This window comes from Marinobacter sp. UBA2688 (assembly GCF_002352785.1).
GTDB lineage: Bacteria > Pseudomonadota > Gammaproteobacteria > Pseudomonadales > Oleiphilaceae > Marinobacter > Marinobacter salarius.
The window spans coordinates 14,381-34,326 of sequence record NZ_DELU01000031.1 but is presented as its reverse complement, the minus strand read 5'-3'; the positions used below and the strand labels follow the sequence as shown (position 1 = coordinate 34,326).

The window sequence follows — 19,946 nt, the reverse complement described above, 5'->3', positions numbered from 1 at the left end:
ATATCAGGGTCACCTGGAGCCCCGCATAGCTTCCATGAGGCTGCGGGGCTTTTTAGTTTATGCGCAGGGCGCAAAGGGTTGATTGATGAAGTTCGTAGACGAAGCCACCATCATTGTAGAAGCGGGCAAGGGCGGCCACGGTTGCCTGAGTTTCCGTCGTGAAAAATACGTGCCCAAAGGCGGACCCGATGGCGGTGACGGTGGCGACGGCGGCTCTGTATACCTGGAGGCCGACAGTGCGCTCAATACACTGATCGATTACCGGTTCCAGCGTAAACACAAAGCCGAGAATGGTCAGCCAGGCTCCGGCCGCAACTGCACTGGCATCAAGGGCGACGACCTTGTGTTGCCGGTGCCGGTAGGCACCACCGTTGTGGATATGGATACCCACGAAGTGTTGGGGGACCTGACCCGTGCCGGTGAGCGCTTGAAAGTGGCTCAGGCCGGTTTTCATGGGCTGGGTAATACCCGTTTCAAATCCTCTGTCAACCGCGCTCCGCGCCAGACCACAAAAGGCTCCGAGGGCGAACTTCGCAATCTGAGGCTGGAGCTGAAAGTGCTGGCGGATGTCGGTCTGCTGGGCATGCCCAATGCCGGCAAGTCCACCTTTATCCGTTCCGTATCAGCCGCCCGCCCGAAAGTGGCGGACTACCCGTTCACCACCCTGGTGCCCAACCTCGGCGTGGTCAGCGTGCAGGCCCATCAGAGCTTCGTCATTGCTGACATTCCGGGCTTGATTGAAGGTGCGGCGGAAGGCGCAGGGCTGGGAATCCGTTTCCTCAAGCACCTGGTGCGCACACGCTTGCTGCTGCATCTCGTGGACGTGGCGCCTTACGACGGTTCTTCGCCAGTGGAAAGCGTACGTGCCATTGAGCACGAGCTGGAAAAGTTCAGCGAAACCCTCGCCAGTCGCGAGCGTTGGCTGGTTCTGAACAAAGTAGATATGGTCTCTGAAGAAGACCGTGAGGCGCACTGTCGGGCCATCATCGATGAACTTGACTGGAAAGGTCCTGTATTCAGCATCTCCGCACTCAGCGGCGAAGGCACCAAGCCGTTGACTCAAGCTGTCATGCGCTGGATAGAAGATCAGGCCCAGGAAGAAGCGGAGAACCCCGAGTTTGCCGAGCGCGAAGCTGCGCGCCGCCGGAAAATGGACGAAGAGGCGCGAGCGAGAATTGAAGCCGAGCGGCAGATCCGCCGCGAAGCCCGTCAGGATGACGACGACTTCGATGACGATGATTACGATGTAGAAGTGGTCTACGCGCCTGAGTAGCGGGTTATGTCGTCAGAGTTAACTGCCAAAGTATTGTCGGACAGGCGGGGGCCTTGCTGGTGGATCGACAAAAACATGGATGTTTTTGTCGAGCGTACATGGACGTATTCACCGCGTATCCGCCAGCAAGGCCCCCGCCTGTCCGCTCCCTGAGCTGGAATGTAATGAGTACACGCACCCAATTACGTCATGCCCGTCGCCTGGTAATAAAAATCGGAAGCGCCTTGCTAACCAACGATGGCAGAGGTCTGGATGTTGCTGCTCTCGGGTTGTGGGTGGACCAGATTGCAGAGCTGGTCACTGCTGGCGTTGAAGTGGTGGTGGTGTCGTCGGGTTCTGTGGCTGAAGGCATGAGCCGGCTGGGTTGGACAGTTCGCCCTGAGCAACTGCATGAACTTCAGGCTGCAGCCGCCGTTGGTCAGATGGGGCTGGTGCAGACCTGGGAAGCCCAGTTCAAACGACATGATTTGCACACCGCACAAGTCCTGCTGACCCACGATGACCTTTCTGATCGCAAGCGCTACCTCAATGCCCGTAGCACCTTGAGAGCGCTGCTCGATTTCGGCGTGGTGCCCATCGTTAACGAAAACGACACCGTTGTCACCGACGAAATCCGTTTTGGCGACAACGACACCTTGGGCGCGCTGGTGGCCAACCTGATCGAAGCCGACGGATTGATCATCCTCACCGACCAGCTCGGCCTGTTCGACAAAGACCCCCGCAAAAATCCCGATGCCCAGCTGGTCGACGAACGGCGCGCCAGCGACACCGAGCTCGATGCCATGGCGGGTGGTGGTGCTGGCGTGCTGGGCCGCGGCGGAATGCAAACAAAGGTCCGTGCCGCCCGCCTGGCTGCCCGATCCGGCGCCTTCACCGTCATCGTCGGCGGCAGAATCGAAAAAGCCATCTCTCGCCTGCGCGACGGCGACAGCATCGGCACCCTGCTGCTCCCCGAACAGGGTCGAATCGCCGCCCGCAAGCAGTGGCTCGCCAGCCATCTCCAGACCCGCGGCAAGCTCACCCTTGATCAGGGCGCGGTCAACGTCCTCTGCCGCGGTGGTCGCAGTCTTTTACCGGTTGGCGTAAAAAGCGTTTCCGGTCAGTTCCGTCGGGGTGAAATGGTCTCCTGCGTCGACGAAAGCGGCAAAGAAATCGCCCGCGGCCTGGTCAATTACGATGCTGACGAAGCCAGAGCCATCGCTGGCCGCTCCAGCAACCGTATAACAGAGGTTCTGGGTTACATCTCTGACGAAGAAATGGTCCATCGCGACAACATGGTGATTGTGTAGGCGGGTAAGATAATCGGCAGGCACAAAAAAACCGGCCCATCAGGCCGGTTTTTTCATTCAGGTTCCGAAGAAGCGTTACGCGCTCTTCAGAGCCTTGATGCGGGCGCTCAGACGGCTCTTCTGGCGAGCAATCTTGTTCTTGGCGAACACGCCTTTGTTGACCATGCTGTCCATAATCGGCTGAGCCTTCTGGAGAGCAGCTTGTGCTTCTTCTGGCTTGCCGGCCTCAATGCTGGCCTGGACCTTCTTGATGTAAGTGCGCGCCATGGAACGCAGGCTGGCATTGTGCTTGCGGTTCTTCTCGTTCTGACGTGCGCGCTTCTTGGCTTGCGGGGTATTTGCCACCGTATAACTCCTGAGATCTGTGAAATCCGAAATTCGTTGTGAATCGATTCGTAAAAATCGCGGGCGCGCCAAAACCAGCGCGTCGAAATAAATGACGCGGAACTATGCCGCCAAAGCCCCAAAATGTCAAGGCTCAACGCTATTTCATCCCGGTATCTCCGGCCCCTGTGGTAAACTCGCCGCTCATCGCCGGAGAGTCCCGTTAAGGCCCTAAGGAATTACCGAAATATGGCCTGCTACATCCCGGGTACATCCAGAAACTACCGAACCATTGTCCAGGCCTAGAATGTCGTCCGAACCTGAGCAGACAGAAACACCAAAGGCGTTGCCCAAACCACCAGGGCTGTTGAGGTCATCTGGAGTCGTTGGCTCAATGACGATGCTGTCACGGGTCCTCGGTTTGGTAAGGGATATGGTGATTGCGCGTTATTTTGGTGCCGGGGCGGGCGCCGACGCGTTTTTCGTCGCCTTCAAAATCCCTAATTTTCTCCGCCGCCTGTTTGCCGAGGGTGCGTTCGCTCAGGCCTTCGTGCCGGTGCTTTCCTCGTATCGGCAGCAGGAGTCCATCACCGAAGTCCGGCGTTTGGTTAACGCGGTCGCAGGCGTCCTTGGGTTGGTTCTGTTGGGCGTGACGGCAGTTGCCATGCTGGGGGCGCCGCTTCTGACCGCAGTGTTTGCGCCAGGTTTTCTGGATGACGACCTCAAGTTCGGCCTGGCCAGCGATATGCTGCGGATTACCTTCCCGTATTTGCTGCTGGTCTCCCTGACGGCGTTTGCGGGTAGTATTCTCAATAGCTACGACCGTTTTGCCGTTCCCGCGTTTACGCCAGTGTTGCTCAATCTGGCGATGATCAGCGCGGCCATATTTCTCTCGCCCCTGATGGAAACGCCTGTCATCGCTTTGGCTTGGGGGGTATTTATCGCCGGGGCGTTGCAGCTGTTCTTTCAGTTACCCTTCCTGATGCAGTTAGGGTTGATGCCGCGGCCAAAAGTGGATTACAGGCACGAAGGGGTCAGTCGCATCATGAAGCTGATGGTGCCGGCGTTGTTCGGGGTTTCTGTCAGCCAGATCAATCTGCTTCTGGACACGGTTCTTGCGTCGTTTCTGCAGACCGGCAGTGTGTCCTGGCTTTACTACTCGGATCGCCTGTCGGAGTTGCCCCTGGGTGTATTCGGTATCGCTATTGCCACGGTGATTCTTCCCAGTCTGTCTCGCAAACACGCAGCGGAATCGGCAGACCAGTTTGCCGCAACGCTGGACTGGGCTGTGCGGGCGGTGCTGCTTATAGGTTTGCCTGCCGCGTTGGCCCTCGCTCTTCTGGCTGAGCCACTGATTGCGACTCTGTTCCACTACGGAGAAGTTACCGATCGCGACGTCACCATGGCGGCCCAAAGCCTGCGAGCATACTCCGCCGGATTGCTGGCCTTCATGTTGATCAAGGTGCTGGCGCCGGGGTATTTCGCACGGCAAGACACCAAAACGCCGGTTAAAATCGGCATTATCGCGATGGTGGCCAATATGGTATTTAACCTGGCGCTGATTTTCCCCTTGGCGCATGCGGGGCTGGCGTTGGCAACTTCGCTGTCTGCGTGGTTGAACACGGCGCTCCTGTGGCGTGGCCTTATCCGTGAAGGCGCCTGGAAATGGCAGCCGGGGTGGGCCCGCTTCCTGGTTCAGATCGGACTAGCCAATGCGGCCCTGGCTGCGGTCATCCTCTGGCTACAGCCGCCAGTGGGTCAGTGGCTGATGGCAGGCGGTCTCCAGCGGGCCACGGATATGGGTATTCTCGTAGTCTCGGGCGTCGCGGTGTACTTTATTGTGTTGGCATTGGCTGGGGTTCGGGTAAGACATTTTCGCCACAGGTAGGTTATAATCGCGCGTTTTCTCACCAGTGAAACCATACACCGCTGGCAAACAAGGGTTCGCTTTACATGCGTCTGATCCGGGGCCTGACCAACCTGAAAAGCCTTTCGCAGCAGGACGAAGCTCCGCTCGCGAACGGGTGCGTTGCCACCATCGGGAATTTCGATGGGGTGCATCTTGGGCACCAGACCATCATCGACCAGGTTCATGAAAAAGCACTGGAGCTCGGCGTGCCTTCCGTGGTGATGGTGTTTGAGCCCCAACCCCGTGAGTTCTTCCAGGGCCGTGACGCACCCCCACGGTTGATGCCGTTCCGGCAGAAATTTGAATTGCTGCTGGCGTCTGGCATCGACGTTGTCCTGTGCCTGCGTTTTAACGAGCGGTTCCGGAGTTACTCTGGTATGGGCTTTATTGAAGACGTTTTGATAGATGGCCTCGGAGTTCGCCATCTCGTGGTAGGGGACGATTTCCGTTTCGGTTGCGACAGGGCCGGCGATTTTTCGCTGTTGCGGGCAGTGGGTGAGCAACGCGGCTTCACGGTGGAGAATACCCGTACCGTGACGGTGCACGGCGAGCGTGTCAGCAGTACCCGAATTCGAGGTGTGCTTTCAGAGAACCGGATCAACGACGCCGAGGATTTACTGGGCCATCCTTACCGCATCCGAGGGCGAATCGTTTATGGCCGCCAGTTGGGGCGGCAGATTGGCGCGCCCACGGCGAACATTCTGTTACCTCATATGCCGGCGCTGAAAGGGGTCTATGTGGTAAGCGCAACCCTTGAGGATGGCCGTGTTCTGGACGGCGTAGCCAACATTGGTCTGCGCCCCACAGTGGATGGTAAGCAGCCGTCCCTGGAAGTGCACCTGTTTGACTTTGCTGGCACACTTTATGGCCAGCGTCTTGATGTGGTTTTCCGCCATGCCCTGCGGGACGAGGTGAAATTCGACTCGGTGGATGACCTCAAGGAGCAGATTGCCCGTGACTTTGACGATGCGCGGGCTTGGATTGCAGGCCATGGCTCCTCAGCCACCGAACGTTGACCGACATTTAACAACCTGAGCTACGCACCATTACCATGAGCGACTACAAGCACACTCTGAATCTGCCTGAAACCGCCTTTCCCATGCGCGGTAACCTGGCCAAGCGCGAGCCGGACATGCTCCAGCGCTGGCAGGACCTGGACGTATACGGCAACCTGCGCAAGCAGCGTGAGGGGCGGGATAAGTTCATCCTCCATGATGGCCCTCCCTACGCCAATGGCAGCATTCATATCGGTCATGCGGTCAATAAAATCCTCAAGGATATGATCGTCAAATCCCGCAGCTTCATGGGTTACGACGCGCCTTATGTGCCGGGCTGGGACTGCCATGGCTTACCAATTGAGCACAAGGTGGAGCAGGAGATTGGCAAGGCGGGTGTGAAGGTGGATTACAAGACCTTCCGTCAGGCCTGTCGTGATTACGCTACCAAACAGATCGCCGGCCAGAAGGCCGATTTCATCCGCCTTGGGGTGATGGGTGAATGGGAAAAGCCGTACCTGACCATGGACCCGAAGGTCGAGGCGGGCATTGTGCGTGCTTTGGGCAAAATAGTCGCCAAAGGCCATCTGGTGCGCGGGTTCAAGCCGGTGTACTGGAGCGTGGTCGGTCAGTCTGCACTGGCGGAAGCCGAAGTTGAGTACCAGGACAAGACGTCAGTACAGATCGATGTGCGGTTCACGGTCGTAGACCAGGCGCGCGTGCTCGACCTGTTTGGTACCGACAAGGGCGAGGGTGATGTGTCGGTTGTTATCTGGACGACGACACCCTGGACCATTCCCGCCAACCAAGCTGTTTCACTGCACGCTGAGCTGGAATATGCCCTGGTACAGACCGATGCCGGACATGGACGGGAGCGTATGATCCTCGCCGCGGACATGGTGGATGGCATCATGTCGCGTTGGGGTGTTGAGAACTATGAGGTACTGGCGACTGTGCCAGGCGCCACGCTGGAAAAACTGGATCTGCATCATCCGGTGTATGACAAGCAGGTGCCGCTGGTCCTGGGCGACCATGTGTCCACCGACGCTGGTACCGGCGCCGTCCACACGGCCCCCGATCATGGCATGGAAGACTTTGAAGTGGGGAAGGCCTACGGCATTGATACCATCAGCCTGGTCAAGGCCGATGGCACCTATACCCAGGCCGCCGGTGAGTTTGCTGGCGTTCACGTCTACAAGGCGGATGACCCGGTGTGTTCAGCTCTGGAACGCGAGGGCAAGTTGGTCCGGGCGGAGAAGTTCAGCCACAGCTACCCCCATTGCTGGCGTACCAAGACACCGTTGATCTACCGAGCCACCCCTCAGTGGTTTATCAGCATGGAGAAGGAAAACCTCCGTGACGACGCCCTGGAAGCCATCAAGGGTGTGCGCTGGGTGCCTGCCTGGGGGCAGAACCGCATCGAGGCCATGTTCAGGCAATCCCCGGACTGGTGTATCTCGCGCCAGCGTACCTGGGGCGTGCCGATCACATTGTTTATCCACAAGGAAACGCAGGAACTGCATCCGGATACCCAGAATCTGATTGAGGCGGCAGCGAAGGAAATCGAAAAGGGCGGTATTGACGCCTGGTACGACATCGATACCACTGAGCTGCTGGGCAGTGATGCCGACCAGTATGAAAAGGTGTTGGATACCCTGGACGTATGGTTTGATTCCGGAGTAACCCACGAATCCGTGCTGCGTCCCCGCACCGAACTGGGTCAGTTCCCGGCAGATATGTATCTGGAAGGTTCAGACCAGCACCGTGGCTGGTTCCAGTCGTCCCTGAAAACCTCCATCGCGATGAACGGCGTGGCGCCGTATAAGCAGGTGCTGACCCATGGCTTCACTGTCGATGGTAAGGGCCGCAAGATGTCCAAGTCCCTGGGCAACGTGATCGCGCCCCAGGAAGTGATGAACGAGCTGGGTGCCGATATCCTGCGTCTATGGGTGTCCGCGACCGACTACAGCGGTGAAATGACGGTTTCCAAGGACATCCTCAAACAGACTGCGGACGGTTATCGTCGTATCCGGAATACCGCCCGTTTCCTGCTCAGCAACCTCACGGGTTTCGATCCGGAGCAGCATGCCGTTGCGCCAGAGGATATGATCGCGCTGGACCGCTGGATGGTCGACAAGGCCCTGCAGCTGCAGACGGAGCTGCATGAGGATTACCAGAATTACGCGTTCCTGCGCATCTACCAGAAGGTGTACAACTTCTGCGAGGCCACCCTGGGCGGGTTCTATCTGGATATTATCAAGGACCGGCAATACACCACTCAGGCCGACAGCCGCGAGCGTCGCTCCTGTCAGACGGCCCTGTTCCATGTGGCAGAAGCGCTGGTGCGTTGGATTGCGCCGATCCTGAGTTTCACGGCCGATGAAATCTGGCAGCACCTGCCCGGGAAGCGTGGCGATACCGTGTTCTACGAAACCTGGTATGAAGGCCTGACAGCACTGCCGGACGACGCCGAACTGGGCCGTGATTACTGGAGCCGTATTTACAGCGTTAAAGAAGCGGTGAATAAGTGCCTGGAAGAGGTTCGTGGCAGGGGAGAAATCAAAGGTTCCCTCAGTGCGGAAGTGACTCTCTACTGCGAAGGCGACCTTGCCAAGGATCTGCAGTACCTTGGTGAAGAGTTACGCTTTGTGCTGATTACTTCGGAAGCCACGGTAGCACCGGTGTCTGACGCCGGCGACGCGGAGCCGACGTCCCACGAGGGATTGCTTGTAAAAGTAAACCCCGCCGGACACGCCAAGTGTGAACGCTGCTGGCATCATCGGGCCGATGTCGGTCAGAGTGAGCAGTATGGCGACCTGTGTGGTCGTTGTGTGACCAACGTGGAAGGGCAGGGCGAGTCCCGCTCGTTCGCCTGATGGACGTCACCTTGTGGAAAGCGTAATGACCAATACGGAAGAAACCGGCTCCAAGCTCCGCTGGCTCTGGCTGGCGGTGCTCGTTATCGTGCTGGACCTTGGGAGCAAGGCCATGGCTACGGCCATGCTGACCTATGGCAACCCGGTACCGGTAATGCCACTGTTCAATCTGACCTTGCTGCACAACACCGGTGCGGCGTTTAGCTTTCTGGCCGGTGCCGCAGGTTGGCAACGCTGGTTTTTTGTCTCCCTGGCACTGGTGGTCAGTGTAGTTCTGGTTGTATGGCTGAAATCCCTGCGGCGCCATGAAACCTGGTCGGCGATTGCCATCGTATTAATCCTTGGCGGCGCTCTGGGTAACGTTTACGACCGTGTTGTTCATGGCTACGTGGTCGACTTCCTGCATTTTTACTGGAACGGCTACCATTTCCCCGCTTTTAACATCGCCGATACGGCCATCACCATTGGTGCCGGTATGATGATTCTGGATATATTCCGCAAGCCCCGGGAACCGGATGCGGACAACAGGAGCGACAATCGCTGATGAAAGAACTTCCCGTAGATCAGGGCACTCGCGTTACGCTTCATTTTGCGTTGAAGTTCAGTGACGGTGAGATCATTGATTCCACTTTCGAGAAAGAACCGGCAACACTGGAGATTGGTGACGAGAGCCTGCCGGAAAATTTTGAGGCCTACCTGATGGGTATGACGGCGGGCGACCGCAATAGCTTCGAAGTACCTCCTGAAAAGGCCTTTGGGCAGCATAATCCGAGTAACGTGCAAACGTTCAAGCGGAGTGAGTTCAGCGCGGACATGGTGCTTGAAAAGGGGGTTATGATCTCATTCGCGGATGCGCGTCAGAGTGAGTTGCCGGGCGTCGTTAGTCGTGTGGAAGGAGATCAGGTCGAGGTGGACTTTAATCACCCTCTGGCGGGGCGTACACTGACATTTGAAGTGGAAATTATTGATGTGGAGCCTGTTGGTCGGGCCCACTAAACGCATTTTGGTCCTCCCGCAGGCTTCTGCAAACTTGTTTGATATCTCAGGGCAATTCTATGCAAATCCGACTCGCTAATCCTCGTGGTTTCTGTGCCGGTGTCGACCGCGCTATCGAAATAGTGAACCGTGCCCTGGATGTCTTTGGTGCGCCCATTTACGTGCGCCATGAAGTGGTGCATAACAAATTTGTGGTGGACAACCTGCGCAACCGCGGCGCTATCTTTGTGGATGAGCTGGAAGAGGTGCCGGACGACAAGCTGGTGATCTTCAGTGCCCACGGTGTGTCCCAGGCGGTGCAGAATGAAGCCGCGCGCAGGGGGTTGAAGGTGTTCGACGCAACCTGTCCTCTGGTAACCAAGGTTCACCTCGAGGTGATGAAGTACAGTCGCGATGGGCGTGAATGCATCCTCATTGGCCACCATGGTCATCCAGAGGTGGAAGGCACCATGGGGCAGTATGACCATGGCAACGGTGGCGATATCTATCTTGTGGAAGACGAGAAAGACGTTGCCGAACTGGTCGTGAAAGATCCGTCCAGGCTGTCTTATGTAACTCAAACCACGCTTTCCATGGACGACACCGCCCGAGTCATCGATGCCTTGCGTGAAAAGTTCCCGGACATTCAGGGCCCTCGCAAAAACGATATCTGCTACGCCACGCAGAACCGTCAGGATGCTGTGAAGCAGTTGGCCGGTGACTGTGACCTAATGCTGGTAGTGGGTTCGCCGAACAGTTCCAATTCCAATCGATTGCGGGAGTTGGCAGAGCGCATGGGAACGCCTGCCTATCTTATAGACCAATCAAATCAAATAGATCCGACGTGGCTCGAGGGCAAGCAATCCATTGGCGTGACTGCTGGCGCGTCTGCCCCGGAAATACTGGTCAATGAGGTAATTGCGCGTTTAAGGGAACTTGGCGGCGAGGTGCCCGAAGAGATTGAGGGCAGGGAGGAGAATATCGTTTTCTCGATGCCTAAAGAATTGCGAATCGATGCCATCGAAGTCTGATTGTGATGGCATCGTTCGTGTCATATTCGTTTACCAGCACCCTGCTGCCTGGTCTGCGCCGCGATTACCCTGTTCATCCAGCGTAAGAGTTCCACAATCATCGTCTGTCTGAGGTCCGGTTGGAACTGCCTGCAAGGTAAACGCATTCCGGGCTACGTTCCCCACAAAGCTGATATCGTAGAACGCGTCTCCGTTCTGCGGCGACTGATCGAATGGCAAAACAGGATTATTACCCCCATCGCGATAATCAAAACCGTTGGAGTATCGACGCTCCATCCATTGGGTGAGTTCTAGCAGGTCTGCCTGCGCAGTTGTTCGTCGGGTTTGCTCCATCTGGCTCTGATAAAGAGGAAGCGCTATTGCTGCGATGATGGCAATGATCGCGACCGCAATCATCATCTCGATCAACGTAAAACCTGAGTTCGAGTGAGTCTTCAAAATCGTTATCCCTCTTAGTTTACTAGTGGTCGCCATTCCCGCATGGTCAGTTCAGAACTTCAATTTTTTGCACCAGTCGAGCGCCAGATCTCTGGTCCGCTATCCCTCCGAGTTCCAGCTTAAGACGATCACCCTGTGCGAGCCGTTGGACGACCTGTTCCCGTGACCAGGTGCCACCGTTGAACGTGATGACGCGCTCAAGTACGAAAGAATAGTCGTCAATGACCAGCATGAACGAATCGGGGTGGACAAAGTTCACGGTTCCCTCAAAAACAACGTTCTCGAGGGATATCGGATTGCCCTCCATGACTTCATCGTCCGCCTGGGCGAATGCCATGCCGCTTGTCATTGTTGCCGCCAATGCGATTAGGGCTACGGCAAGAGCTCTGCGTGGTTGATTCAGTAGTAAGCGAGTAATCATAGTATTTTCCTGCTACTCAAATAAAAGATAGTTAGCTCGTGATCGGCCAAGGCAGCTTCTTAGCGAAGCTGCTCCCACGTTTGTCGGCCGATGCTTGAGTCCAGGGAACGGGCACAGAGTCCATCCTCGCATGGATCTCCCGGTGACAACTGGTTGGGATCCAGGCCCGGTATCACTACTTCTGCGTCGCCGTCTTCGGTCGCAATCGTACGGTTTTCACCGCCGTAACCCACCTGGATGCCGCTTGGCGCATAGCCGCCTACGATATCACCCGCGTTGAAGGTGCCATCGCTGTTAAGGTCGAACACGGGGGTCTCAGAAGGAACGCCGGTTGTCAGTTTAAGATCCATAATAAACCCGGTACGCCCGCTTCCGCAGGGGTCATCATCAGGGATGACGGTAGTGAATCGAACCCGATCCGGGTTTACACCAAACGGGAAGGTTGCCCGGCTGATAACTCGCTCTCCCTGTTTGTTTGAGTTGTAGGCAAGGTCCAGGTACCAGCCTTGCTGATTTGTCGACTGGTTGCTGGAGGTTTCCCGGACCGTAAAGCTGTTGGTACCGTTCCCTGACGCCCTATTCACAACGACATCTTCCTGTCTGGTGATGGTCTGTTGCACCAGGTCATCTCGTTCCAGCCCTGACGCGGTCAGATCGTCTTTTACGGCGTACAGTGTCTGGACATCGTAGTCACCTTCGTCGCCGTTTCGCAGGAAGCTACCGGTACCGAACGCTGCTACGAGTTCGTCACTGTTATTGGGGTTGAGCGCGACCCGGGGAGCCACAGTGATCGGTTGACTATTACCGTCAGGGCTTTCGGCGGTGAATACTTTGGTTGCGTCCCACTTGTTAGTGTTTCCAGTAAGGTCGAATCGCCAAAAATTGCCTAACAGATCGCCAGCGTAGGCATAACGGGTGATGGCATCTGTTTCCGGAAAACTGGTGATGGTAGCGGAGGCAAGGCCGTTTGAGTTCGCAGCGCTACCGGCTCCGGTTTGGAGTTCTTTGACGAGATTGCCGGTTTCCAGGTCAACAACAAACAGACTGGATTGACCGCTGGCCCCGTTGTAGCCATTTCCAAAAATGGCTACCCAGGTTCCATCGTCGAGGCGGGAAATCTGCGGATCGGTCACTCCGTATCCGAGATTCGGATGTTGGAACTCCCACAGCACATCATCTGCTGGAGAGAATGAGCCTGGCTCGGTTATATCAAGCGCAAATACTGTTTTGCCACCTTTGCCCATAGTTCCCAGAAGCACAGTTCGCCACTCGGAACCGTTTCCGTCCTTATCAATATAGGCATCCTGTACTCGTGGTGTGCCATCCATGAAGTATCGGTGGGTGTAGTTGGGCTTCATCAGCTCTGAAATGCGGGCATATGTATTTGAGCCCGAGGGGAGCAGCAGTTCTGATGGAATGTAGCCAAAGAGCTCTTTGCCGGTTTCGCCATCGAAGGCGTGCAGTATGCCGTCGTTGGCAGGCACATACAGTGCATCGATCCGGGTTTGGTAAGTATTAGTAGATCGGAATGAACCGTATTCGCTCCCTTCGGTACCACCCAGGCGTGCAAACCCATAGTTGGTTTTACCGACGAACTGCGGGTTCGCGTTGATGACATCACCCAGAAGCCGGAGGACGGTATTACCTCCAGCGTCAGTGCCCTGCCTGCTTCGGAGAGTTGCGTGAGCGTCATTGTCGCCATGAAGCCAGGCCAGTCGATTATGGCCAAGGTTATCTTGAGTGGCGTTCAGTGTTGGGTCGGCATTCAGCGCATCGCGTTGAGCAGCCGAGAGGTTAGAAAGAGAGCTGGCCGATGCGAATTCCAGATCAATGCCGCTACTTCCATTGTGGGTGATCAATTTCCGGTCTGTCGGGAGCGTCTGTCGCAGAATTTCTTCGGCATCCCAGAGCTGTTTGCCCTGGTCGAAGCTGAACCCTGACAAAGTGCCGGACCAGTCTTCACTGCGGAAGCCCGCAAAGAAACCCAGGGAGTCAGCGCGCAAGACTGCCGAACTGACAGCTGCGGATGAGGCAGATGTCTGTGAGCGAGCAATTACATCACCAAGGAAACTCTTGATTTCGTCGGCGAACTCCTTCGGGTTCTGCGCGCTGGCATAGCCACCGCGACCGTTGATCGCCGCATGGAGCAGGTCATCAATGTTGGCAGGGCTTCGGTTCGAGCCAGGTTCGGGCCAGTTGATGGTGATGTTGTTGTCCGGGTCGAGTGCAGCAAGTGCATCGGCTTCCTTGATGTCGCCTGTGACGCCTAGCCCGATCGTGAAGGTTGTCATGTGCTGCCAGAATGCCGGGTCGGTCGATGTGACGGGGACCTTGTTACCGAGGTCTGTGCGCAGATCGTTTTTCCAGTACTGCATCGCAACATCCGCCAGAGTGTTGGAATGCCCGTCGGTAAATGGCGACACGGCTGTGTAGTTGAAATCGGAGCCATCGGGGTCCGGATTGGTGTAGGACGGTCCCGGCGTATTGTCGACATTTCCGACAGAGGGGCTGCTTCCGTTCCAGATACCATCGGTCATAATAAGGGAGAAACTTTGGCGGCATTCAATATGTGCGGTACTGTCATTGGTGCCAGGAATTTCTCCCCACGGGCCCCGATTGTCAGTACGGGAATAGTACTTGCCGACATCCCTGAGTGCCGTTCTCAGTGGGGTGCCGCCGTTTACACTCTTGTTGTGAAGCCAGGTTAGAAATTGCTGGCGTCGAGCAGCTGTGTATGGGCGCACTCCACTGACAAGGGTATCTGTGTCGTTTACGCCATCAATGGTGTTGTTGTTGACGTTAATGGCGCCATAGCCAACCCGGATATTGTCTGGAAGATCAAAGAAGGCTTCCGTGATCCCCGATTTGGCCGCCAGGGTCCGCGTGCTGTAATAGGAAAACCAGTTCGCATAGTTCTGCTTGATCTCGGCGGATGCATTATTGAGAAGAACGGGGGTGTAACAATCATTTTGTCGGGGGTTGCTGTCGCAACTCGTGGAGGAGTTGAACTGCATGTAGAAACCTTCTTCGATGCTCCCGATACTATCGAAACGTATATCGTCACGAAGATCATCCCTTCCATCGGATTGATCAAACCCGTTTACCCACGCGTTGTTATAATCCGAGTCAGGATAACGACTACTGCCGTCTGGCTTGAATGGCGGCTGATACGTTATTGTTGGGTCGTAGTAGATCTTGTTCACACGGCTGGAGTAGTAATACCGGTTGCCGCCATGCCCATCAAGGTCATCGGGCATGTAACGCCACGCCATGGATCCGGAATCGTCATAGACAAACACCAGGTTTGAATCGACAGATTCTTTCAGAAACAGTGGCACCTGAGCCAGGTTGACCTGTGCCATGGCGGATTGCATTGTGCAGATTGAAAACACAAGGCTGGTGCTGAAGACGCTTAGTTTCGAGTAGCGCGAGCGCTTGTGTGATGCTGTCTTGAACGTTTTCATGGCAAACTCTCCAGTTGGAGTCAGCAATTCATTGTGATGTTTGTCTGGCGACGGTTTTTAACACACGCCGTCATTTACTCTGGTGGTAACAAAACCGTAGATTGGAGTACTGTGACTGCTTCATCGCTTCCCCCTTGGGCCCGAGACGTTGCCAGGTAGCGCTCGAAGCAGGGCTGTCCGGGTTCGATCGGGCACACATCCGCAAGACGCGCGAGATGGTAGGCAGGTTGTGCGCTTACATCCGGACCAGCGACCCCGGTGCCAGATCGGGCAGGGTTGTTGCCATCCCAATCCCACGGGCTGTCGAGCATTGCCTCGCTGAAGGCTGTCACACGGGTACCTGGGGTGTTCAGAATATCGTTTTCACTCTGTCGTAACGTCGCTTCTGAAGCCTGAAACGAAATCGCACTGTCGTGAGCGTTGCTCGCCATGCGTTCCTGCATCACGGATCCCTGCATGCCGCCGATGGCTAGCAGAGAAATGATCAGCAGCATGACAAGGGCCACGATCAAGGTCGCTCCGCGCTGGCGTTTAGTATGAGGGCTAACGTCTACCATAGGCGGCTTCACTCGATTCCGGGTCGCTTTCATTACATTCTCCCCCTGAGTGCAGTGGTGCTGACGGAGATAAGCCGAACACGTCGGTCCCCGTTGTTTGCCTGGGAGACTTCACTGCCAAGCATGTCAAAGTTGCGATTATTTTCTTCTTCCAGCACTTCGTCCTGGCTGCGGGTCATGACCGAGAATCGAACACTCACGATGGTGTTCCAGTCGACTACCTCGTCGGCGGGGACATAATCATCCGCGGCGCTGGTTCCACCGGTATCTTCGCCATAGAGGATCTGCAATGTTTCAACGCCGGAGACCAGCTCCTGGGGGTTCTGGAGCGGTGTCATCATGCGCCGGAATAAGGCAGGCTCTCCGTTGGTGCCCTGGCCGATGTAATAGGCCATTGACGTAAACTGATAGACCCTGGTTTGAGGGTCGTAATTCAGATTGAAGTTATTACCGTTATTGCCCGGATTGACATTGCCGCCAGCCATTACGATGGAATTGGAATTGGCATTGTTGCTCTTCTGAAACATTTCGCCTTCAGAGCAATCGCCACGGGTGGCCAGAACGACGGATCCGGCCTCCACTCCTGAGTCGTCAGCAAGGTTAATACTGTTACCATTCTGGGGAACGGCGGGGTTTAACGGCACACCAATAGAAGTCAGGGCATTGACAATAATGACATCGGAATTGGTGATCACGGAACCCGCAAGATCGGCGGGCAGGTTCGCACCAGCGGTTCCTGAGGCCCAGTTACCGGCGCCGGGCGTTGCCATGGCGTTTGCCAGCGTGACGCTATCTCCCGGGCCGGTTCCCGTGTACTCCCAGCCCTGGAGTGCCTGATCCAGTGGTACCGCCAGGCCGCCATTCAGGCGGTTGTCGACAACCTGGTCAAGTGGTCTGCCCATTTCTGCAAGGCAGCCAAAACTGCCGGCAGAACGGAGATCCGGTGTCAGGACGGCGGAAACAAATCGGGTGCTTTCCTGCGCGTGGGCAAGGCCCTGCGTCTGACGATAGGTCTCATTCCCGCTCAGATAAATTTGGATTACTCCAAGCGTAAGAATGAGGCCGAGAGCTGTTGCAATCAGCAGCTCAACCAGCGACAGGCCTGATTGGCTGGCCCCAGGACGAGTATCGGGGGCAGAGGGAGCGCGGAACTTTGACATGATCAAATCTGAGTCCTCACTACTACAGGGTTCATGGCCTGGTCGTTCTGGTTCCAGTCTATGGTGACTGTAACCACGTTGGTTAAGGGATCGACTGCAACGGTACGCTCAGCCTCTGGAAGAAGGCAGGCGAGGCTGTTTTCCCAGGCGGCAATGTCGTTGGCTGCAACGGTTGCATTTGCCGGTACGAAAGATGTGGCGCAACCACCACCATCAGCGCCCTGCGCGTCGTCCTGAGCCAGGGCATAGTCACCGGGATTGTCGGAATTCGCACGAATTCGGTCCAGCAGGTCTTCCGCGAGCAGGACCGCCTGGCTCCGGCTCTGGGACTGAGAGTTCATTTGCAGGGAAACGACCTGTGTTGAAGCAACGCCCAGTATGCCGATGGCAAGGACCAAGACAGTAATGAGGATCTCGATCATTCCAAGACCGGACTGGTGTCTCGGGGAAGCCAGGCCGGAGCGGTGCTTAGATGTCTGAGTCATAGTTGGAGTCACGGGCATACTTCTCCGTCATCTACTTCGGTTCGTCCAACCGGGCTTACCCGGATCCTTCGGAAGGATATGTCACCACTGGCACAGCCGACCGGAGCGACGGTAAAGGTTTGAGCAGCTTGTGGAACAAGAAACCCGCGCCGGTCAAACACCAGATCGCCTACGCTTTCAGTAAAGGTAAGATTACCAGGTGACTCGAACCCGCGAATCTGGTCATTGGCGCAGTCCCCGGCGTCATCGCCTTCGTGCACACACCAACCGCCCCCCAGGCCACCATCGGTACTGAACGTGACGTTTGTGCCGCGTTTGATGGCTTCTGTTCTTGCAAGTTTAATGGATGACACCAGCAAGTTCGTGCCGGTTACCAGCCGATTGCTTTCTATCAGCCTGCCAAAGCCGGGGAGCGCAACAGTCGCAATGATCGCGAGAATGACCATCGTGATGAGTAGTTCTATGAGCGTGAAACCTGCGGTTCTCTTCAACATGCCAAATTCCGTTGGTAAGCCTCAGGTTAGTAAACCAAAGGCGCCATAGATATGCATCGCCTATTCGATGAACGGTCGAACATCCGGTATGGGCGGTATTCGGCGGCTGAAGATGAGGTTTCGGTCACACTCTGGGGGCAACCATCGGGCCTTTGTTCATGGGCCAGGGCAGGTGATGATCGTTCCCCAGGGAAGTCTGATTTCCCCATCCCCGTCTTCGTCATGGAGTGTCCGAATGCGGCCGCCAATATTGAGGGCCAGGTAACTCATGTCAAATCTTCCGTTGGTTGATGCAGAACACGCGACAAGGCTTCCCATGGTGCCGTGACTCATACCTTTGGCAGATAGCTGGAAGTAGCCTCTTCCGGCTGTTCGGGAATAGAGGCTGGACTGCCCCCTCGTGAGCGTGAACACCCGGTGGACTTTTCCCGCATCCGGTCGCTTGTCGTTGTTTCTGTCTGGAAAGACGGAGACGGCGTTATTCCAGTCATCGGTACACCTCAGCGCGGGAGACAGCGGGCACACGGTGGTCAGGGTTTTCTGGTGGACGGCGTAGGATCGTGCGACGGCAAACATCCGGCGAGTGTCGTTGATCACATCGGTGTGGCGCGTTGAGGAGATAAGCCGAGTCCAGGAGGTGCTGGCAATTCCGGCGAGCATTGCGACCAGCGCGAGCGTGAGAATAAGTTCAACCAGGGTGAAGCCCCTGGTTCGGGCAAGGTATCGCATAGTCAACATCCATGTTGGTGGTTTGGTCTGGGCGCTTTTTTACATCCTGTAGAAAAGCGACATGAATTCTACCGTATATCAATGAACGGTGGTTACCGACGAGAGAATTCTGAGATACCGTTCACTCCATTCCCAGCTTCTTGAGGCGGTACCGAAGCGCTCGAAAGCTGATTCCCAGACGCTTAGCGGCCGCCGTTTTATTCCATCGGGTGGCTTCCAGAGCCTTCTCGATGGCTTGTCTCTCTATGTTCTCCAGGTAGTTTTCCAGGTCAATCTCGCCATCGGGCACCGGGGCAGTCTCGTCATCGTTGGCCTCGCCTTCCGCGATAACCTGGGTGGGGGACGACGCCGTCTGTACACCATTTCCCAGGTGCAGATCGCCGGCATCAATTTGATCGGCATCGCAAAGCGTAAAGGCGCGCTCCAGAACATTTTCGAGTTCCCTTACGTTGCCCGGGAAATCGTACTGTTTGAGCCGCCCGATGGCGCCCTGGGTTAGCGAGGCGGGTTCGCATTCATATTCTTTACCGATTCTTTCGAGAATGTGGCGAGCAAGCAAGGAAATGTCGTCTGGTCGTTCCCGCAAAGGAGGCACAGCCAGTTCAATGACGTTGATCCGGTAGAAAAGGTCTTGCCGAAAAATGCCTTCCTGAACCAGATCTGGAAGGTTCTTATGGGTCGCGCTGAGTACCCGGATATCCACCGGAACTTCCTTGGTATCGCCAACCGGGCGGACAGCCTTTTCCTGAATTGCCCTCAGGAGTTTTACCTGCATTGCCAGAGGCAGGTCAGCAACTTCGTCCAGAAACAAAGTGCCACCGTTGGCAGATCGAAACAGGCCGTCTTTGTTTTCAACGGCCCCGGTAAAGCTGCCCTTTTTGTGCCCAAAAAATTCACTCTCCATCAGTTCAGAGGGGATGGCTCCACAGTTGACAGCTATAAAGGGACCGTCGCGGCGAGGACCCTGCAAATGAATCATTCTTGCGACCAGTTCTTTACCGCTACCCGATTCCCCGCTGATGAAAACGGGTGCTTGGCTTCTGGCCAGTTTCCGAGTTTGGCTTCGGAGTTTTTGAATTTCTGTTGATTTGCCGAGTAACAGACCCGGTTCATCGTCAGTGTCCTGAGTGTTGGCTTCGGCCTCCGACAACCGGAGAGCACTGTTGACCAACTCCCGAAGCCGCGGAAGCTCAACCGGCTTGGACACAAAATCGAAGGCACCGGCCTTCAGGGATTCAATGGCCGTATCCATGTTGCCGTAGGCCGTGATTACAGCCACAGGGGTACAGGGCGTATTCTGCTGTATCCACTGCACAAGCTCGATGCCGTTGCCATCGGGCAGGTTCATGTCTGTCAGGCAGAGTTGTGGTTTGTGTTCACCCAGAAGCTTCTTCGCGCAGGTGATGTCTGGCGCGGTCAGGGTTGTTATTCCCATACGGCTGAGTGTGATTTCCAGAAGGTCCCGGATATCGGGTTCGTCGTCTACGATCAGGGCGGTATGAGTGGTCATTGGATTGTTATCGGTT

The 19,946-nt window shown here is 56.1% G+C and carries 18 protein-coding genes; 8 read left to right on the top strand and 10 right to left on the bottom strand.

The features are described 5' to 3' along the window. Nucleotides 1-85 precede the first annotated feature (85 nt). Both cgtA and proB read left to right on the top strand, forming a co-directional pair. A complete protein-coding gene (cgtA, locus tag B3M52_RS19270; RefSeq protein ID WP_075195677.1) occupies nucleotides 86-1,273 on the top strand; it encodes an Obg family GTPase CgtA in 1,188 nt (395 codons plus the stop codon). 164 nt (nucleotides 1,274-1,437) lie between these two features. Continuing rightward, nucleotides 1,438-2,562 (top strand): glutamate 5-kinase, encoded by a 1,125-nt coding sequence (gene proB / locus B3M52_RS19265; RefSeq protein WP_075195678.1) that lies wholly within the window; start codon nucleotides 1,438-1,440, stop codon nucleotides 2,560-2,562. Between the two features lie 75 nt (nucleotides 2,563-2,637). Here proB and rpsT read toward each other — a convergent pair whose 3' ends face one another. After that, nucleotides 2,638-2,907: a 30S ribosomal protein S20 gene (gene rpsT, locus B3M52_RS19260; protein WP_075195679.1), complete on the bottom strand. Its 270-nt coding sequence runs from the start codon at nucleotides 2,905-2,907 to the stop codon at nucleotides 2,638-2,640. A gap of 286 nt (nucleotides 2,908-3,193) precedes the next feature. Between rpsT and murJ the strand changes: the two genes are divergently transcribed. The 6 genes from murJ to ispH all read left to right on the top strand — a co-directional run bounded on the left by murJ (nucleotide 3,194) and on the right by ispH (nucleotide 10,672). After that, a complete protein-coding gene (murJ, locus tag B3M52_RS19255; protein WP_075195680.1) occupies nucleotides 3,194-4,774 on the top strand; it encodes a murein biosynthesis integral membrane protein MurJ in 1,581 nt (526 codons plus the stop codon). 65 nt (nucleotides 4,775-4,839) lie between these two features. After that, on the top strand, nucleotides 4,840-5,811 hold the full coding sequence (gene ribF, locus B3M52_RS19250; protein WP_075195681.1) for a bifunctional riboflavin kinase/FAD synthetase: 972 nt from the start codon (nucleotides 4,840-4,842) through the stop codon (nucleotides 5,809-5,811). 35 nt (nucleotides 5,812-5,846) lie between these two features. After that, a complete protein-coding gene (gene ileS / locus B3M52_RS19245; protein ID WP_075195682.1) occupies nucleotides 5,847-8,666 on the top strand; it encodes an isoleucine--tRNA ligase in 2,820 nt (939 codons plus the stop codon). A 25-nt stretch (nucleotides 8,667-8,691) separates the two neighbouring features. Beyond that, nucleotides 8,692-9,210: a signal peptidase II gene (gene lspA, locus B3M52_RS19240; protein ID WP_087148989.1), complete on the top strand. Its 519-nt coding sequence runs from the start codon at nucleotides 8,692-8,694 to the stop codon at nucleotides 9,208-9,210. Beyond that, nucleotides 9,210-9,662 (top strand): FKBP-type peptidyl-prolyl cis-trans isomerase, encoded by a 453-nt coding sequence (gene fkpB, locus B3M52_RS19235; RefSeq protein WP_075195683.1) that lies wholly within the window; start codon nucleotides 9,210-9,212, stop codon nucleotides 9,660-9,662. The genes lspA and fkpB overlap by 1 nt, the downstream gene beginning before the upstream one ends. A gap of 59 nt (nucleotides 9,663-9,721) precedes the next feature. Further along, the gene (gene ispH / locus B3M52_RS19230; protein WP_041335403.1) at nucleotides 9,722-10,672 is read left to right on the top strand and encodes a 4-hydroxy-3-methylbut-2-enyl diphosphate reductase; all 951 of its coding nucleotides are present in this window, start codon (nucleotides 9,722-9,724) and stop codon (nucleotides 10,670-10,672) included. Between the two features lie 30 nt (nucleotides 10,673-10,702). On the opposite strand, the gene B3M52_RS19225 is transcribed toward ispH, so the two are convergent. The 9 genes from B3M52_RS19225 to B3M52_RS19185 all read right to left on the bottom strand — a co-directional run bounded on the left by B3M52_RS19225 (nucleotide 10,703) and on the right by B3M52_RS19185 (nucleotide 19,930). Then, nucleotides 10,703-11,110, bottom strand: coding sequence for a type IV pilin protein (locus B3M52_RS19225; RefSeq protein ID WP_083637212.1), 408 nt, complete (start codon nucleotides 11,108-11,110; stop codon nucleotides 10,703-10,705). 46 nt (nucleotides 11,111-11,156) lie between these two features. Beyond that, nucleotides 11,157-11,531: a hypothetical protein gene (locus B3M52_RS19220; protein WP_075195685.1), complete on the bottom strand. Its 375-nt coding sequence runs from the start codon at nucleotides 11,529-11,531 to the stop codon at nucleotides 11,157-11,159. Between the two features lie 59 nt (nucleotides 11,532-11,590). Next, nucleotides 11,591-14,995 (bottom strand): pilus assembly protein, encoded by a 3,405-nt coding sequence (locus B3M52_RS19215; RefSeq protein ID WP_075195686.1) that lies wholly within the window; start codon nucleotides 14,993-14,995, stop codon nucleotides 11,591-11,593. 74 nt (nucleotides 14,996-15,069) lie between these two features. Then, a complete protein-coding gene (locus B3M52_RS19210) occupies nucleotides 15,070-15,585 on the bottom strand; it encodes a pilus assembly PilX family protein (RefSeq protein WP_075195687.1) in 516 nt (171 codons plus the stop codon). Next, nucleotides 15,585-16,712 carry a PilW family protein gene (locus B3M52_RS19205; protein WP_075195688.1) on the bottom strand — a complete coding sequence of 376 codons (1,128 nt, stop codon included), beginning with the start codon at nucleotides 16,710-16,712 and terminating at the stop codon, nucleotides 15,585-15,587. The genes B3M52_RS19210 and B3M52_RS19205 overlap by 1 nt, the downstream gene beginning before the upstream one ends. 2 nt (nucleotides 16,713-16,714) lie before the next feature. Continuing rightward, complete coding sequence (gene pilV, locus B3M52_RS19200) at nucleotides 16,715-17,197, bottom strand: type IV pilus modification protein PilV (protein ID WP_178380785.1); 483 nt, start codon at nucleotides 17,195-17,197, stop codon at nucleotides 16,715-16,717. An 8-nt stretch (nucleotides 17,198-17,205) separates the two neighbouring features. Further along, nucleotides 17,206-17,691 (bottom strand): GspH/FimT family pseudopilin, encoded by a 486-nt coding sequence (locus B3M52_RS19195; RefSeq protein WP_083637211.1) that lies wholly within the window; start codon nucleotides 17,689-17,691, stop codon nucleotides 17,206-17,208. Nucleotides 17,692-17,847: 156 nt separating this feature from the next. Then, nucleotides 17,848-18,420 (bottom strand): GspH/FimT family pseudopilin, encoded by a 573-nt coding sequence (locus B3M52_RS19190; RefSeq protein ID WP_169052462.1) that lies wholly within the window; start codon nucleotides 18,418-18,420, stop codon nucleotides 17,848-17,850. A gap of 121 nt (nucleotides 18,421-18,541) precedes the next feature. After that, a complete protein-coding gene (locus tag B3M52_RS19185) occupies nucleotides 18,542-19,930 on the bottom strand; it encodes a sigma-54-dependent transcriptional regulator (RefSeq protein WP_075195691.1) in 1,389 nt (462 codons plus the stop codon). Nucleotides 19,931-19,946 lie beyond the last annotated feature (16 nt).